Annotated in this window: 13 protein-coding genes; 4 read left to right on the top strand and 9 right to left on the bottom strand. The window is 71.6% G+C overall.

Translation table 11 applies throughout. From position 1 onward, the window contains the following. Nucleotides 1–47: 47 nt before the first annotated feature. The 3 genes from ACO0M4_RS39750 to ACO0M4_RS39740 form a co-directional block, all read right to left on the bottom strand. Nucleotides 48–1790 carry a PTS transporter subunit EIIC gene (locus tag ACO0M4_RS39750; RefSeq protein ID WP_430376154.1) on the bottom strand — a complete coding sequence of 581 codons (1743 nt, stop codon included), beginning with the start codon at nt 1788–1790 and terminating at the stop codon, nt 48–50. Nucleotides 1791–1825: 35 nt separating this feature from the next. Next, entirely contained in the window at nt 1826–2779 is a 954-nt protein-coding gene (gene murQ, locus ACO0M4_RS39745) for an N-acetylmuramic acid 6-phosphate etherase (protein WP_430376153.1), read from the bottom strand. Between the two features lie 245 nt (nt 2780–3024). Continuing rightward, a complete protein-coding gene (locus tag ACO0M4_RS39740) occupies nt 3025–3957 on the bottom strand; it encodes a MurR/RpiR family transcriptional regulator (RefSeq protein ID WP_430376152.1) in 933 nt (310 codons plus the stop codon). A 131-nt stretch (nt 3958–4088) separates the two neighbouring features. Between ACO0M4_RS39740 and ACO0M4_RS39735 the strand changes: the two genes are divergently transcribed. After that, nucleotides 4089–4451 carry a hypothetical protein gene (locus ACO0M4_RS39735; protein ID WP_018540318.1) on the top strand — a complete coding sequence of 121 codons (363 nt, stop codon included), beginning with the start codon at nt 4089–4091 and terminating at the stop codon, nt 4449–4451. Between the two features lies 1 nt (nt 4452). Further along, the gene (locus ACO0M4_RS39730; protein WP_430376151.1) at nt 4453–4713 is read left to right on the top strand and encodes a DUF4031 domain-containing protein; all 261 of its coding nucleotides are present in this window, start codon (nt 4453–4455) and stop codon (nt 4711–4713) included. Nucleotides 4714–4811: 98 nt separating this feature from the next. On the opposite strand, the gene ACO0M4_RS39725 is transcribed toward ACO0M4_RS39730, so the two are convergent. The 5 genes from ACO0M4_RS39725 to ACO0M4_RS39705 form a co-directional block, all read right to left on the bottom strand. After that, nucleotides 4812–6134 (bottom strand): Cmx/CmrA family chloramphenicol efflux MFS transporter, encoded by a 1323-nt coding sequence (locus ACO0M4_RS39725; RefSeq protein WP_430376150.1) that lies wholly within the window; start codon nt 6132–6134, stop codon nt 4812–4814. 103 nt (nt 6135–6237) lie between these two features. Continuing rightward, nucleotides 6238–6957: an HD domain-containing protein gene (locus tag ACO0M4_RS39720; protein WP_430376149.1), complete on the bottom strand. Its 720-nt coding sequence runs from the start codon at nt 6955–6957 to the stop codon at nt 6238–6240. Between the two features lie 18 nt (nt 6958–6975). Beyond that, on the bottom strand, nt 6976–7827 hold the full coding sequence (locus ACO0M4_RS39715) for a transporter substrate-binding domain-containing protein (RefSeq protein WP_430376148.1): 852 nt from the start codon (nt 7825–7827) through the stop codon (nt 6976–6978). A 74-nt stretch (nt 7828–7901) separates the two neighbouring features. Continuing rightward, nucleotides 7902–8639, bottom strand: a complete 738-nt coding sequence (locus ACO0M4_RS39710) for a hypothetical protein (protein WP_430376147.1) — start codon at nt 8637–8639, stop codon at nt 7902–7904. Beyond that, entirely contained in the window at nt 8636–9121 is a 486-nt protein-coding gene (locus ACO0M4_RS39705) for a hypothetical protein (RefSeq protein WP_430376146.1), read from the bottom strand. Before ACO0M4_RS39705 ends, ACO0M4_RS39710 begins: the two co-directional genes overlap by 4 nt. Nucleotides 9122–9452: 331 nt before the next feature. Between ACO0M4_RS39705 and ACO0M4_RS39700 the strand changes: the two genes are divergently transcribed. Together ACO0M4_RS39700 and ACO0M4_RS39695 are read left to right on the top strand one after the other, a co-directional pair. After that, nucleotides 9453–10175: a copper homeostasis protein CutC gene (locus ACO0M4_RS39700; RefSeq protein ID WP_430376145.1), complete on the top strand. Its 723-nt coding sequence runs from the start codon at nt 9453–9455 to the stop codon at nt 10173–10175. A gap of 354 nt (nt 10176–10529) precedes the next feature. Further along, complete coding sequence (locus ACO0M4_RS39695) at nt 10530–12725, top strand: FG-GAP repeat domain-containing protein (protein ID WP_430376144.1); 2196 nt, start codon at nt 10530–10532, stop codon at nt 12723–12725. A gap of 157 nt (nt 12726–12882) precedes the next feature. Here ACO0M4_RS39695 and ACO0M4_RS39690 read toward each other — a convergent pair whose 3' ends face one another. Then, complete coding sequence (locus ACO0M4_RS39690; RefSeq protein WP_430376143.1) at nt 12883–14997, bottom strand: HelD family protein; 2115 nt, start codon at nt 14995–14997, stop codon at nt 12883–12885. Between the last annotated feature and the right edge of the window lie 207 nt (nt 14998–15204).

The following is a 15204-nucleotide window of genomic DNA, read 5'->3' as shown; positions in this document are numbered from 1 at the left end:
CAAGGACCGGGCGCGGAGCGGCTGCCCGACTCCTTCGAGCGGAGCGGCTACCCGACTCCTTCGAGAGCGGTGCTCCGGGTGTCTGGGTCCGGGGTGTCTGGGTCCGTTCGTCGGGGGGTGTCGGAGGGCGTTGCGTCGGCTTCGCCTTCTTGTTCCGCGTGCGGTGTCTCGGGGGCCGTGTTCAGAACCGCGCGTTGCTGCTTGCTGAGGCCGAAGAGGTAGGTGGCGGCGAAGCCGACCGCGTAGCCGATGAGGAGGCCGAGGGCGTAGACGGTGACCGTCGTGCCGAGTGAGTGGTTGCCCTTGACCAGGGGGAAGAGGGCCCAGCCGGAGGGGCCGATGGCGGTGGAGCCGACGGCGTCGCCGAGTTGGTTGAACAGGCCGACGAAGCCCCCGCCGACCGCGCCGCCGATGCAGGCGGTGACGAAGGGGCGGCCGAGGGGGAGGGAGACGCCGTAGATCAGGGGCTCACCGACACCCAGGAAGCCCGCGGGGAGGGCGGAACGGATCGTCGTGCGGATCGAGCGGTTGCGGGGGAGGCGGAGGTAGACGGCGAGGGCGGCGCCCACCTGGCCCGCGCCGGCCATGGCGAGGATTGGGAGGAGGGTCGTATAGCCCTGCTGTTGGATCAGGGTGGTGTGGATGGGGATGAGGGCCTGGTGGAGGCCCAGCATGACGAGGGGAAGGAAGAGACCGCCGAGGAGGAAACCGGCGAGGGCGCCGCCGTGGGCGAGTAGCCAGTCGGCGGTGGTGCCGATGGCGGTGGAGACCTCACCGGCGACGTACATCAGGCCGAAGACGGTGACCAGGCCGGTGAGTAGAACGGTGAGGGTGGGCGTGAGGAGGACGTCCAGGGCCTCGGGGATACGTCTGCGGAGCTGTTTCTCCAACTGGGCGGCGAGGAGGGCGGCGGCGAGGGCGCCGAGGACGCCGCCTTGGCCGGGGGCGAGCTTCTGGCCGAAGGCGGTGACGTTGGCGATGCCGGGGAAGACGATCACCGCGGCGACCGCGCCGCCGAGGACGGGGGTGCCGCCGAATTCCTTCGCGGTGTTGTAGCCGACGAAGACCGCGATCAGGGACATGAAGCCGGAGGCGATGGCGGTCAGGGCGGGGACCAGGGCGGGGAGCCAACCGGCGTTGGTGAGCAGGCCGTTGAGACCGGCGATGATGCCGCAGCCGATCAGGGCGGGGATGAGCGGCACGAAGATGTTGGCGATGCGGCGGAGGAAGAGTTTGACGGGGGTGGTGTTGCGGGCCTTCTGGCGGGCCTTGAGGGCGGCGCCTTGGGAGGCCAGGTCGGTGGCGGTGGTGTCTGTGGGGGCGGTGATCTCTGTCGGGGGCGGGGCGTCTGCGGTGGTGTCTGTCGGGGTGGCGGCGTCTGTAGGGGTGGCAGCGTCTGTGGGGGTGGTGCTGTGGGGGTGGGGGTGGTGGGGGGCGGCTTTTGAGGGGGCCGCTGGGGCGCCGCTTTCTTCCTTTTTACGGCAACGATTACGGAGAGTGATTTGTTCCTGCGGAGCGTTACCGGGGTTGCCGGCTTTGGCCGTCAGGCGTTCGAACTCGGGGGTGACTCGGGCGACCGTGCCGGGGCCCAGGACGATCTGGTAGGTGTCGTCCTCCACTACGCCCAGGACGGCGGGGAGTGCCTTGAGGGCGTCGTCCTGGACGAGGGTGCGGTCCTGGATGCCCAGGCGGAGGCGGGTCATGCAGTGGGCGATGGAGGTGACGTTGTCGGCGCCGCCGACGAGGGGAAGGAGCGCGGCGGCGATGGCGCGGTTCTTGTCTTCGGTCATGTGTGGCGCCTTGCTGTCGGATGACTGGCGGTGGGTCAGGTCGTATGGGCGTGACCGGCGGTGGACTGGAGGGCGGTGCGGAGGTGGCCCTTGGAGGCGTTGAGGAGGCGGGTGGCTTCGTGGCCGTCCACGCCGCCGAGCAGGACGAGGATGGCGTTCTTCACCTCGCCGTCGGTTTCGGTGAGGGCGGCCTCGATCTCCAGGTCGGAGGCCCCGGTGGCGAGCGCGACGATGCGGCGCGAGCGGGCCCGTAGTTTGTCGTTGGAGGCCCGGACGTCGACCATCAGATTCCCGAAGGTCTTGCCCAGGCGGATCATGGTGATCGTCGAGATCATGTTGAGGACGAGCTTCTGGGCGGTGCCTGCCTTGAGGCGGGTGGAGCCGGTGATCAGCTCGGGGCCGACGACGATCTCGATGCCGTGCTCGGCGGCCGCGGCGAGGGCGGAATCAGCGTTGCAGGACAGGCCGATGGTCAGGGCGCCGATCGTTCGGGCGTGCTCGACCGCGCCGACGGCGTATGGCGTGCGGCCGGAGGCGGAGATGCCGACGACGACGTCGCGGTCGGCGATGGCGAGCGCGGTCAGGTCGGCGGCTGCCAGCTCCTTGCTGTCCTCGGCGCCCTCGACGGCGGTGACCATCGCGGACGGGCCGCCCGCGATCAGGCCGAGGACCTCGGAGGGGTCGGTGTTGAAGGTCGGCGGGCACTCGCTGGCGTCCAGGACGCCGAGGCGGCCGGCCGTACCGGCGCCGGCGTAGATCAGGCGGCCGCCGCGGGCCATACGGGCGGCGGCGGCGTCGATGGCGGCGGCGATCTCGGGGAGGCGCTCGGCGACGGCGGTGGGGACGGTGGTGTCCTCCTCGTTCATCAGGCGGGCGATGTCGAGGGTGGGGCGGCGGTCGATGTCGGCGAGGTCGGGGCGGTACGCCTCGGTGGTGAGGGAGGCCAACTGGGAGCGGAGGGCTGAGTAGTTGGGGTCGGTGGGTGGCATGGGGCGGGGCTCCTTGGGGTGCGGGGCCTTGGGGTGGCGAGGGTGTGGTTGCGGCTGTCGGGTGGGGGTGCGCCGCTTCGCTTCCGGCTGCCCGCCGGCGGTGGGTGCCGCTGTGCCCACCCGCGCCTCAGCGGCCCGACGGCCCACAGCTGGGCGTGGCGGCGGTGCGACTGCCCGCAGCGGGGTGTGGCGCGGCCGCCCCGGGTGGGGGTCGGCCACGGTGTGACGGGGGTGCTGCGGTGTGGTCAGTGGCGGGGGTTGTGGCGGTGGGCGAGGGCCTCGTAGGAGGCGGAGAGGGCGGGGGCGGCGGTTTCGTAGGTGCGCTGGGCGACGCCTATGAAGAGGCAGTCGATGACGAGGAGTTGGCTGGTGCGGGAGGACATGGCCGCGGGGCGCAGCTCGCTCTCGCGGGCCGTGGACGTCGTCAGGATGTGGTCGGCGTAGGCGGCGATCTCGCCGTCCGGGCGGCCGGTGATGGCGATCGTCGTCGCGCCGTGGTCGAAGGCGACCCGCAGCGGCTCTATGACGTCCGTCGTCCGGCCGGAATGGGTGATCGCGATGGCCACGTCACGGGCCCGCATCTGCACGGCGTTGGTCACGGCGAGGTGCGGGTCGGAGTGGGCATGGGCGATGAGTCCGATGCGCAGCAGTTTCTGGACCAGGTCCTGGGCGACGAGGTTGGAGGCACCTATTCCGTAGACGTCGATCCGGCGGGCGGAGGCGAGGGCGGCGACGGCCGCTTCCAACTGGGTGACGTCCAGTGCGGCGGCGGTGTCGGCGAGGCACTGCTGCTCTTCCTGCGCGAGCTTGGCGACGACGTCGATCAGGGAATCGTCGACCGCTATGTCCGCCGTGACGACGGGCGCGCTGCCGGTCGCCTGCTGTGCGGCGAGCGCGGCGAGGGCGAGGCGCAGGTCGCGGTAGCCCGGGTAGCCGAGCAGGCGGGAGGTGCGCACGACGGTGGCTTCGCTGGTGCCGGTGCGCTCGGCCAGGCCGGTGACGGTGAGGGCGGCGCAGCCGGCCGGATCGCTCGCTACCGTCTCTGCGACCCGCTGCATGGAGCGGGTCATCGTCGGCGCGAGCGTGCGGACCTTGGCGGCCAGTGCCGCGGGGGCCGGTGGCGCCGGAGTTGAGGCCGGCCCGGCACCGATGAAAGTTTCCTTCACTCCGCTACTCATGTCTGAAAGGTATTTTCAGCATCGGTGACGCGTCAATACCCTCCGTGAAGCCTGTGGACGGACCGCTGATGGTGTCCGGGTCGGCTGTGGATAACTTCAGCCGGCCGGCGGCTTCGCGCGAGAATGAGGTCATGGAGCTGGAACAGGCATTGCACGCCGCGCGAGCGCTGGTGCTCGCCGACCTGATGGCGGACGACGTAGCGGACGCCGAGATCGTCTCGCTCGTCGAGGATGCGGTCACGCATCGTCGATGGTGGGTGGAGCAGTGGCCTGAGGGCGCGTCGTTCGTCGCGGGACTGATAGCGCAGGACGTACAGGACGCATTGTTGGAGCGGTACGGTCGCTGGCCGTTGTGCCCGGTGTGCACGGAGTCGGGAGATCCGCACGCGCTCGATGTGGAGCCGGAGTTGGGCCCGGATCCGCACTGGGTGTGCCCGAAGACGGCGGTCGCTGTCGCCCCGGTCGGGCGGCTGCGCGCGCCGACGGAGGGCTGAGGTGGTGATCTACATCGACCCGCCCATCTGGCCGGGGCACGGTCGTATGTGGTCACACCTGGTGAGTGACGGCTCGTTCGACGAACTGCATCGCTTCGCGGCGGCGCTGGGCGCGCCCCGCCGGGCCTTCGAGCGCGACCACTACGACCTGCCGGCCGAGCGGTACGCCGATGCCGTGCGGGCGGGGGCGGTGGAGGTCGGCTCCAAAGAGCTGGTGCGTCGCCTCACGGAGGCGGGGCTGCGGCGGCCGAAGGGGCGGTGAGGGTGGGGAGGGGGGTGAGGTGGGTGGGGGAGTGTGGGGCGGAGTAGGTGCAGGACCAGCCGACGTTCGCCTCCGCCGGCTGGTTGCATGCGCGGCCGTCAGTGGTGTTCTGCGGTCTCCGAGGAGCGGATGGCGGACGGCGCGGTGGAGGCGCCGCCGGAACGGGTGCCGGGGTCCGTGCCGGAATCGGCGTCGGATCGGGGTGCCGAGGACGCGACCACACGGGAGCGGGCCGAAGCGCGGTGGAGGCGGAAGGCGAGGGCCGTGGTGAGGACGGCGACGGCGGCGAGGGCCGAGCCGGTCCAGGCGACGGACGGGTAGCCCCAGCCGGCGCTGATGGTCAGGCCGCCCAGCCAGGGGCCGAGGGTGTTGCCGATGTTGAAGGCGGCGGTGGTGGTGGCGCCGGCGAGGGTCGGGGCGGCGTTCGCCACGTTGAACATCCGGGCGTTGAGGGCCGGGGCCGTGGTGAAGGCCGTGACGCCGAGCATGAGGGAGAGTGCCACGGCGGCGATCGGGCTGTGCGCGGTCAGCGCCAGGATGGCGAGGACGGCGGTGGAGGCCGAGATTCCGCCGAAGAGCGTGCCGAAGAGGTGGGCGTCGGCGATCCGGCCGCCGATGAACGTACCGATCAGCGCGCCGACGCCGAAGAGGGCGAGCACCGTCGGGACCCAGCTTTCGGCGAGGCCGGCGGTGTCGGTCAGGAGCGGGGAGAGGTAGGAGAAGAGGGCGAAGACCGCGGCGCCGTTCATGGCGGTGGCGATCAGTGCCAGCCAGACCTGCTTGTCCTTGTAGATGGTCAGCTCGCGGCGGAGCTGGGGGCGGTCCTCGCCGGTGGGCACCTTCGTACGGGGTACGAGGGCGACGACGCCGATGAGGCCGATCACGGAGAGCCCCGCCACCGCCCAGAAGGCGGAGCGCCAGCCGGCGTGCTGGCCGAGCAGTGCACCGGCCGGGACGCCGGCGATGTTGGCGATGCTCAGGCCGCCGACCATGACGGCCATGGCGCGGGCCCTGGCGTTGACCGGGACCAGTGAGACGGCCACGGCCGCGCCCACCGCCCAGAAACCGGCGCAGGCCAGGGCGCTGACCACCCGGGACACGAAGAGGACGGTGTAGGAGGGTGCCAGCGCGCCCGCGACCTGGCCGAGGCCGAAGAGCGCGAGCAGGGTGATGAGGGTGGTGCGGCGGGGGAGGCGGAGCGTTGCGGCGGCCAGTACGGGGGCGCCGACCACCATGCCGATGGCGAACGCGGAGACCAGCAGTCCGGCCTGTGGGATGGAGACCCGGAGATCGCGGGCGAGCGGCTGGAGGATGCCGGAGAGCATGAACTCGCTGGTGCCCAGGGCGAATACGGACAGGCCGAGGACGTAGACGGCGAGGGGGAGGCGGGCACGGGGAGGGGAGGCGGCTGGTGCTGGCATGACAGGTATCAACCGGGGAATGGGTGCTGGCATTCCCGGGTGAGGGGTGGTGTCCGCCACGCGGAGTCCGTGCCGGGTGCTCGACCGGACCGGACCGGACCGGTCAGTCGGAGTCGGAGGCGGAGTCGGTGCCGTTGTCGCTGCCGCTCTCCAGGAGGGCGAGTTCGGTCGACAGGTTGTGGCGGGCCGGTTGCTCCCAGCGGTCGTGGCCCTGGGGGGTCCTGAACAGGCGGGGGAGCGCGAGGAGTTGGCGGAGGACGGCGGCGCGGCCGGCCCGGAAGTCCGGGTCGGGGACGAAGCCGTACTCGGTGCGGACCGCGGCGGCGTAGGTGGCGTAGGCGTCGGGGGAGCCGGCCAGGACGGCCAGGTCGGCGTCGCACAGGACGGCGCCGTTGCGGTCGTCGGGGGCCGGGTCGTGGGTGACGGTGAGGCGGACGAGGCGGGCGACCTCGGCCGTGCGGGGTGGGGCGATGCCGAGTTCGGGGAGGGCGCGCTCGGCGAGGGCGGCGCTGCGTTCCTCGTTCTCGGAGCGGTCGGGCCGGTAGACGGCGTCGTGGAACCACGCTGCCAATTGGACGGCCGGCAAGTCGTCGGCGTACGCGGCGAGTTCGTCGACCCGGTCGAGGACGGCGGTGAGGTGGTCGGTGGTGTGGTAGTGGCGCTGCGGTTCGGCCCAGCGGTCGAGGAGGTTGGCCGCGTACGGGGCGGGGTCGGGGCGCTGCCGGGTGCCGCGGGCCTGGGTGTCGTCGTGGGCCTGGGTGCCGTGGGCCTGGGCCACGGTGGCCGCCCAGCGGGCGGCCAGGTCGGGGCGGGGGTCGGTCATGTCGGCCATTGTGCCCGGTCAGGGGGCGGGTTCGTCGCGGCAGGAATGGAGTTCGATCTCGTCCGCGGTGGGTTTGTAGTGAGCTTGCCAGTCGACGTCGGCTTCGGGGATGGAGGGGAGTGAGGATTTGAAATCCTGGTCCCAGTCGCTGGTGATGACGTAGGCGCGCAGCGCGTCGCGGAGTTTGTAGCAGTCGGCGCGGTGTCCTTTTGCCATGGCGATTCCGTAGCGGTTTGCGGAACCGATGGTGAGTTTGGGGATGACCCGAAGGTTCTTGTGCCTCTCGGTGAATCCATAAAGGATCATTTGGTCGGTCGAGACCGCGCTGGCGTATTTCGTATTGAGGTCGTCGATGCAGCTGGAGGCGTCGGGCGCCTCGTACCACTTGCTGTCGGTGTATTTCTTGAGGGTGTCGAGGGAGGTGGTGCCCGTCCAGGTGCAGACGCGTTTGCCGTCGAGGTCGGAGATGTTCCGGATGCTGTGATCGTCCTTGCGGACCATGAAGCCCTGCAAGGTGGAGGCGTACGGGCCGACGAAGTCGAGTTCTCGCATGCGGTCGGCGGTGATGGAGAAGGTCGCGACGACCAGGTCCTTCTTCTTGTTTTTGAGTACGGTACCGCGCAGTTCCGAGGGGACTGCGCCGAAATCCGGTTCCACATTGAGTGTTTTGAGCACGTGATTGGCGACCTCGACGTCGAATCCGAGGGGGTGATAGTGCTCGATTGAGCTGGTGCCGGGTTGGTCGTCCTTCACGCCTACCGCGACCCTGCCGGAGCTGAAGAGGGAATCCGAGGAGCCGCAGGCGGTGGCGGTCGCGGCGAGGGCGACGAGGACGAATAAGGGAGCCAACGTGGTGCGGCGAATCGTCATGGGGTCCCCGTTTCTTCCGTGCGTGGTGCTGGGCGGGCGTGGTGCGGTCACGTGTCGTGACGGGTGTGGTGCGGTCACGTGTCGTAGAGCGTGGCCTGTGTGGTGCGGATGTCCAGGAGGCAGCCCTGGGCCGTCCTGAGCTGGACGTCGATCCGTACGGTGCGGACCTGCCCGCCGAGGAGGAAGTCGGCGGTGCCGCCGTGGCGGACGGTCGTCGGCTGGGCCGTGCGGCCGGAGCCGAGCAGGGTGAGGTCGGCCGAGGAGTCCGGGCGGCAGGTCGGGCTGGCGGTGTCGTGATCGTTGATGGCCAGGGTGAGGCGGAGGGCGTTGCGGGACTCCTCGGGGGTGGCGATGTCCAGGCTCAGGGTGACGTGGCTGCCGTTGGACAGGGCGCGCTGCACCGGCGGGGTGATCCTCCCCGTGACATCGATCTCGCCGTGGGTGACGACGTTCCGGAAGGCCAGGTAGCCGCCGACGGTGGCCAGGACAGAGACCAGGGAGAGCGCGGCGACGACGCGGGTGACGGCGGGGCGCTGGATGAGGACGCGGCCGGTTGCGGTGCCGAGGGAGACGGCGGCCAGTACTCCCCACAGGGCGTACTGGGAGGCCGGGCCGTCCGGCCAGGTGGTGCCCGCGATGATCAGGGCGGCGCAGGCCAGGAGCAGCGGCAGCCAGCGGGCGCTGGGGTGTTGCAGGGCCCAGCGGATGAAGACGTTCCGGATGTTGCCGGCGGCGATGGAGTGGTCGCCGGTGGCGGTGGCGTCGTTGTGGATGTGCTCCGGGTCCGGCCGCGGTGGTGTGCGGGGGGTCATGCGTCGTCCCGGGGGCTGGGGGCGCCTCCCATGTTGATGGTGCCGTGGATCTCCCCGGCGGCGATGGAGCCCTGGCCGGTCGCGGTGGGGTTGTTGTAGACGATGCGCGGGCCGGTGGCGGCGGTGAGCTGTGCGACGTGGCGCCGGAAGCCGCCGGTGTCGTGGTCCTCGGCGGGGGCGTGCAGCCAGTTGGTGAGGGCGGTGGCGAGTAGTCGGCGGTCGTGGTCGTTCAGGGTGGCCAGCAGTTCGTCGAGGGCGTCGGCGCGGTCGGTGTCGAGGTGCGGCCGGGTGGTGTCGTCGTCGCCGAGGGTGACGGTGCCGTCGCGGCGGTGCAGTAGGCGGCGGAAGAAGCCCTCGCCGGCGGTCACGGTGCGTTCGGCGAGCCGGTCCTGGGCGGCGGTGAGGACGGAGGTGCCCAGGCTGTTGGCCGCTAAGACGAGATAGGGGGCTATTTCGGCGGATACGGACGCAAGGTCGGACATCTGGGTTCTCCGTGCTAGAGGCCAGGGGCGAGCAAGGTTCCGGCGCAACGCCCTTATGGGAAAGGCGTGTTACCCAAGTGAAGGCTGATCCACACTCGCGCCATTGGGTGGTTTTCGGGGTGGCGAGGGCGGAGGAGGCGGGTGGATTTCGGCCGCGTCGCGGGGCGGATGGCGGTGTCGTGGTCAAGGAGCGCTTAGGCTGGGTATTGGACTAGACCTGTGAGGACCGTGGGGTCAGGGTGACGGGCCGCGGCAAGCGCGTGCGGCGTCGCCCCCGCCGCCCGTCCCGCGGGTTCTGACCACGTCGTTCGTCAGCGGAAGGTTGGGTCGTATGAATCAGCGCGCGCTCCTGGAGGTGATCGCGCTCGGTCCCGAGGACGCGGTCGCCGCGCAGGCCGGCGGTGCCGACCGCCTGGAACTGGTCGCGGACATGGCGGCGGACGGGCTGACCCCGCCGCGCGCCACGTTCGCCGCGATCCGCGCCGCCGTCGGCATTCCGCTGCGGGTGATGCTGCGCGCCGCCGACGGCTTCGCGGCGGGCGACGTGGACGCGCTGTGTGCGGAGGCGGCGGCGCTGCGGGCGGAGGGGGCCGAGGAGTTCGTCCTGGGGTTCCTGACGCCGGACGGGCGGCCGGACCTGGCGGCGGTGCGGGCGTTGGTCGAGGTGATCGACGGCTGCCGGTGGACGTTCCACCGGGCCATCGACCGGGCCGCCGACCGGGACGCGCTCCGCAAGGAGCTGGCGGGCTTCGCCGGCCCGGCCGGGCTCGACACGTACCTGACCGCGGGTGCCGCGGAAGGCGTCGACGCGGGGCTGGCGACGCTGGTCGCCGAGCGGGCGCACAAGGCGGCGGACGAGCCCGGGTACGCGCCGCGGATCCTGGTGGGCGGCGGGCTCCGGCTCGACCACCTGGCGAAGCTGCGGGCGGCCGGGCTGGACGCGTTCCACATCGGGGGCGCCGCCCGGCCCGGCGGATGGGCCGAGCCGGTGGATGCGGCGGCCGTGCGGGAGTGGCGGGCGGCGTTGGACGCGCCGGTGGTCTCGCGGGTCTGAGGGCGCGTCAATCCGTAGGCGGTGTGGGGTCGTTCGCGGGGGGGGGGAGAGGTCGGCCGGGCGACCTCTGGGCGGTCGGGTGGTCGGCCGGCCTGGCGGTCCGTTGGGTGGCCGGCCGCCCAACCGCCGCCCAACCGGCTGAAAGCGGGCAGACCTCCCCTTGTTAGGATTTACGCGAATCGGCAAGGGGGGAGTGCATTCCATCCGCTTGGGGGGATTCGCTTCCTCCTGGTGCCCTCCGGCCTGCACGACCCATCGCCTGGAGGGCAGATGCCCCACTCCGTCATATCCCGGCGGCCTCGGACACCGGGCCGCTCCGCGCGTTCGCGACGCCTGCTGACCGGAGCCGTCGCGTTGACCCTCGCGGTCACCGCCGGCCCGCTCGTCGCGCCCGCCGTCGCGGCCACTCCGGCTGCCGCCGAGGCCGCTGCCGCCTCCGCGCAGCAGCTGAAGATCGCTCCCGGCTCTGAGATCGTGAGCGCGGGACGCACCGGTTTCCTCTCCGCCGCCGCGGACAAAACCGTGTCGTGGACGCGTTACGCGGACGGCGAGACGACCCAACTCGCCCAAGACGCCAGCATGTTCACGGACTCCACGGTGCACGGCGCCGCGTCCGACGTCGTGGCGCTGGGCGACGAACCGTATGCGCCCAGCTCCAAGAAGATCACGCTGCGTGACATGGGCACGGGGTCGTCCACCGTCATCGACCTCACTCCGTACGGCTACTCGTACGCGGGCACCGTCGGCACGTCGGTGATCGCGCTGAAGGACACCGGAGAGACCCGGGAAGCCCACATCCTGGAGAACGTGGGCGGAAAGGTGACCGACCGGGCGGTCACCGGCCTGCGCTTCGCGGCACGGGACATCGAGGCGGTGGCGGGCGGCCCGGGCGCGGTCGTGCTGCGGTACAAGCCGGACGACGTCGTCGGCACACTGTTCAGCGAGTACGTCGTGGTCGACCTGGCCTCGGCCAAGGTCGACCACCACACTCTGGGCGCCGACCGCTCGCGCGTCGCGGTGTCCGGCAGCCACGTGGTCGTCATGGGGCACGAGAACAACAACCGCGACGACATGAAGCTGGAAGTGGAGAAGCGCGGCGACAACCAGCAGCGCACGACCCATTCGCCCGGCCACATGTACGACCCGATGGTGGGTCTGGTCGGCAACTGGGTGCTGTACGGCAGCAAGAGCAAGGTCCACGAAGGCTGGGCCAACTTTCCCCAGGGGCTCTACGCGATGCCGGTCGACGGGTACGTCTCCCACAAGGTGATGGACCACGCCACCTCCGTCACGCCCACACCGGACGGCGACCTGCTGGTGATGGGCGGCACGGCCGAGCACGGCGAAGGTCTCTACCGGGTCTCCATCGGGGCCCTCGCCGAGCCGGTCGCCAAGCTGATCGCCGGCACCGGCGAGCCCACCAAGGTCACCGTGCTCGACTCCGAGGTTCCGGCCGTCGCCGAACTGGACAAGGGCCGCTGGAAGCCGCGCTGGCGGCTCTCCCGCCCCAACGTCAACGAGGTGGCCGTCACCCTGCGCCACACCGCCTCCGGCGTCGAGCGCAAGGTCGAGATCCCGATCGACCCCGACGTGTCGACGTCCGGAAAGCCCACCTGGATCGAGCTGGACTGGGACGGCCTGCTCGGCCCCTCCTACGCCCCCGACCAGGCCGCCCCCAATGGCGACTACACCTGGAGGCTGACCGCCAAGCCCACCAACGGCGTCGGCCCGGACCTGAGCGCGAGCGGCACCTTCAAGGTCGCGCGCAAGCCCGCGCCGCACGACTACACCGACAACGGCTCGCCGGACCTGCTCATCAGCGACGGGGGTGACCTGACACGCAGGGACACCTACCGCGACCCGAAGAACGGGCAGATGAAGACCCGCGACGCGGCGAAGATCGGCTGGGGCTGGGACATCTACAACCAGGTCACGGCCGTCGGCAACGTCGCCGGCGCGGACCACGGCGACGTGGTCGCGCGGGACAAGGACGGGGTGCTGTGGCTGTACCTCGGCAAGGGGGACGGCACCTTCGACGGCCGGGTGAGGATCGGCGCCGGCTGGGGCGACTACACCCAGCTCACCGGCGGTGGCGACGTCAACGGCGACGGCCGTGGCGACCTGCTGGCCCGTGATTCCGCCGGGGTGCTCTGGCTCTACAAGGGCACGGGCAACTGGAAGGCGCCGTTCGCCCCCCGCGTGAAGATCGGCGCCGGCTGGAACATCTACGACCAGATCACCTCGGTCGGCGACGTGGCCGGCGGGCCCGCGGGCGACGTGGTGGCCCGGGACAAGGACGGGGTGCTGTGGTCGTACCTCGGCAAGGGGGACGGCACCTTCGACGGCCGCGTGAAGATCGGCGCCGGCTGGGGCGGGTACTCCCAGCTGATCGGCATCGGTGACGCGAACACCGACGGCAAGGCCGACCTCCTGGTCACCTCGTCGGACGGCGACTCGTACGTCTACCACGGCACCGGCAGCTGGAAGGCGCCGTTCGCCCCGCGCGAGCAGACGGAGATCTCGGTCTATCGGGGCCAGACGCTGTCCTGAGCAAGGGAGTCGGGGGCGGGCGCCCGGTGGACGCACGCCCCCGACTCCGGCCCGAGGGCGGGGTGGGGTGGGGAGCCATGGGGCGGGCGGGAGGAGAGGCCGTTTTCTCCAGGGGGCGCGCCGCTCGGGCGGCGACGCCCGGCCAGCGCGCCAACGGTCAGTCGTTCCCCAACTGCTCCGGCAGGTCCGTCGCGTGGACGATCGTCAGGCCGGAGACCGGCCGGGTCAGGCACACGTACAGGCGGCGCAGGCCGGTCCGTTCGTCCGGTTCGCCGTCCACGATCGCCGCCGGCTCGTCCAGCACCACGTAGTCGTACTCCAGACCCTTGGCCAGGGTCGCCGGCACCAGCGTCAGCCGGGCCTCGGCCGAGGTCTCCGCACCCGGGGGCAGGCAGCTGATGCCGGCCTCCTCAAGGGCCGTGCGCAGCACCGGAATGCGGGCATCCGCCGCGATCAGGCCGATCGATCCCTCCTTGGCCAGCGCGTCGCGGCAGGCCGCCAGGACGGCCGCGTCCCGATCCGCGGACTCCACCGCACGGAGGGCGAAGTCGCCCGCCGACTCGCGGATGGAGGTGGCCTCCTTCAGGTCCGGCGCGATCGCCGGCAGCAGACGGGACGCGTAGGCGATGACCTCGCGCGGTACGCGGAAACCCTGGGTCAGCTCCTCGACGACGGAACCGGGCTTGCCCAGGTGGGCCAGCGCCTGCTGCCAGGTGTCGGTCGCCCACGGGGTGGTGCCCTGGGCGATGTCGCCCAGGATCGTCGCCGAGCCGGTGGAGCAGCGGCGGCCCACCGCCCGGTACTGCATGGGGGAGAGGTCCTGCGCCTCGTCCAGCACCACATGGCCGAGCGAGTGCGTCCGGGCCACCAGATCCGTCGCCTCGTCGATCAACACCGCGTCCGCGGACGACCACTTGGCGCTCTTCACGCTGCGCGGCGCCCGCTTTCCCGAACCGGGCAGCGCCCACAGGATGATCTTCTGCTCCTCGTCGGTGAGGAGCCCGTTCGCGTGCTCGGCGAGGAAGTCGGCGTCGACCAGCAGCCGCAGCACCAGCTTCGCCGGATCGACCGGCGGCCAGATCGCCTTGACCGCCGCCTTCACCGCGGCATTACGGGCCACCGCGTCCTGCACCCGGTCGTCGGGCGCCTCGCCCGCCTGCTCCATCCGCACCAGGACGGCGTGCGCGATCCGCTGCGGCAGCGCCTCGCGGGCCGCGCCGTACCGGATGTCGCGGTCCTGCAACTCCCGCACGATCTCTTCGAGTTCATACGCCGGGATGCGCCAGCGGCGGGAGCCACGGACCACCACGCAGGGCTCCTGCGGCGGCGTCACGTGCGAGCGCACCGCCCGGCGCAGCACCTCGGCCATCCGCGCATCGCCCTTGACCATGGCCGCGGCCGCGTCGTCCGTGCCGCGCACCTCCACATGGCCCACCAGGTCGTCGATCGTGGCCTGCTTGACCTCCAACTCCCCCAGGGCGGGCAGCACCTGCTCGATGTACTGGAGGAAGGAGCGGTTCGGACCGATGACGAGGGTGCCGGAACGGGCCAGCCGCTCCCGGTGGGCGTACAGCAGGTACGCGACCCGGTGCAGGCCCACCGCCGTCTTACCCGTACCGGGCGCCCCCTGGACGCAGACCGTGCCGCCGATGCCGGCCCGGACGATCTCGTCCTGCTCGGGCTGGATGGTGGCGACGATGTCCCGCATCGGACCGACGCGCGGGCGCTCGATCTCCGCCTGGAGGAGGGCGCTGGTGGTCTCGGCCTCGGCCGGGTCGGTGAGGTGCTCGTCCTCGTAGGCGGTCAGCTCGCCGCCCGTGTAGCCGAAGCGGCGGCGCAGCCTGAGGTCCATCGGGTCCTTCTTGGAGGCCCGGTAGAACGGCTGGGAGACGGGGGCGCGCCAGTCGATGACCATGGGGTCGCCGTCGGCGTCGTGGACGTGGCGGCGGCCCACGTAGAAGTTCTCGCCGTCGGCACCCTCGGCGAGTTCGATGCCGGGGGCGTGGAGGTAGTCGAGCCGACCGAAGAAGAGCGGGGTGCCGGAGAGGTCGGCGAGGGACTTGATGCGGGCGTCGATCTCGCCCTGGAGGACCTTGGCGTTGACCCAGTTCGCGGCGACGTCCGCGATGTTCAGGGCCTCGGCGTCCTTGCGCATGGCGCGGAGGGCGGCGCGGGAGGCGGCGAGGTGTGCGCGCTCCCGCTGGAGCGGGTCGGCGGGCGGCACCGGCGTTGCGGGGTGCTGGTCGGGTGTCGGGTGGGCGTGCGAGGGCACGGCTTGCCTCCGGTGACGGGTCAATCCTCGGTACGCGGCGCGACGGCGCGACGGCGTGCGACGGCATGATGCGAAGGGCCGACCGGTTTCCGACCGGACGGCGGCGCTCCCCTGAACGGGAGACAGGCAGGCGCGCGATTGTAGTCAGCACCTATTCGGGACGCCAACGGATTTTTCGGCGGGGAGCCGGTGCGGGGTGCGGGGCAC

This window comes from Streptomyces sp. RGM 3693 (assembly GCF_050471125.1).
In the GTDB taxonomy this organism is placed as follows: Bacteria; Actinomycetota; Actinomycetes; order Streptomycetales; family Streptomycetaceae; genus Streptomyces.
This window is presented reverse-complemented; position numbering and strand designations above follow the sequence as displayed.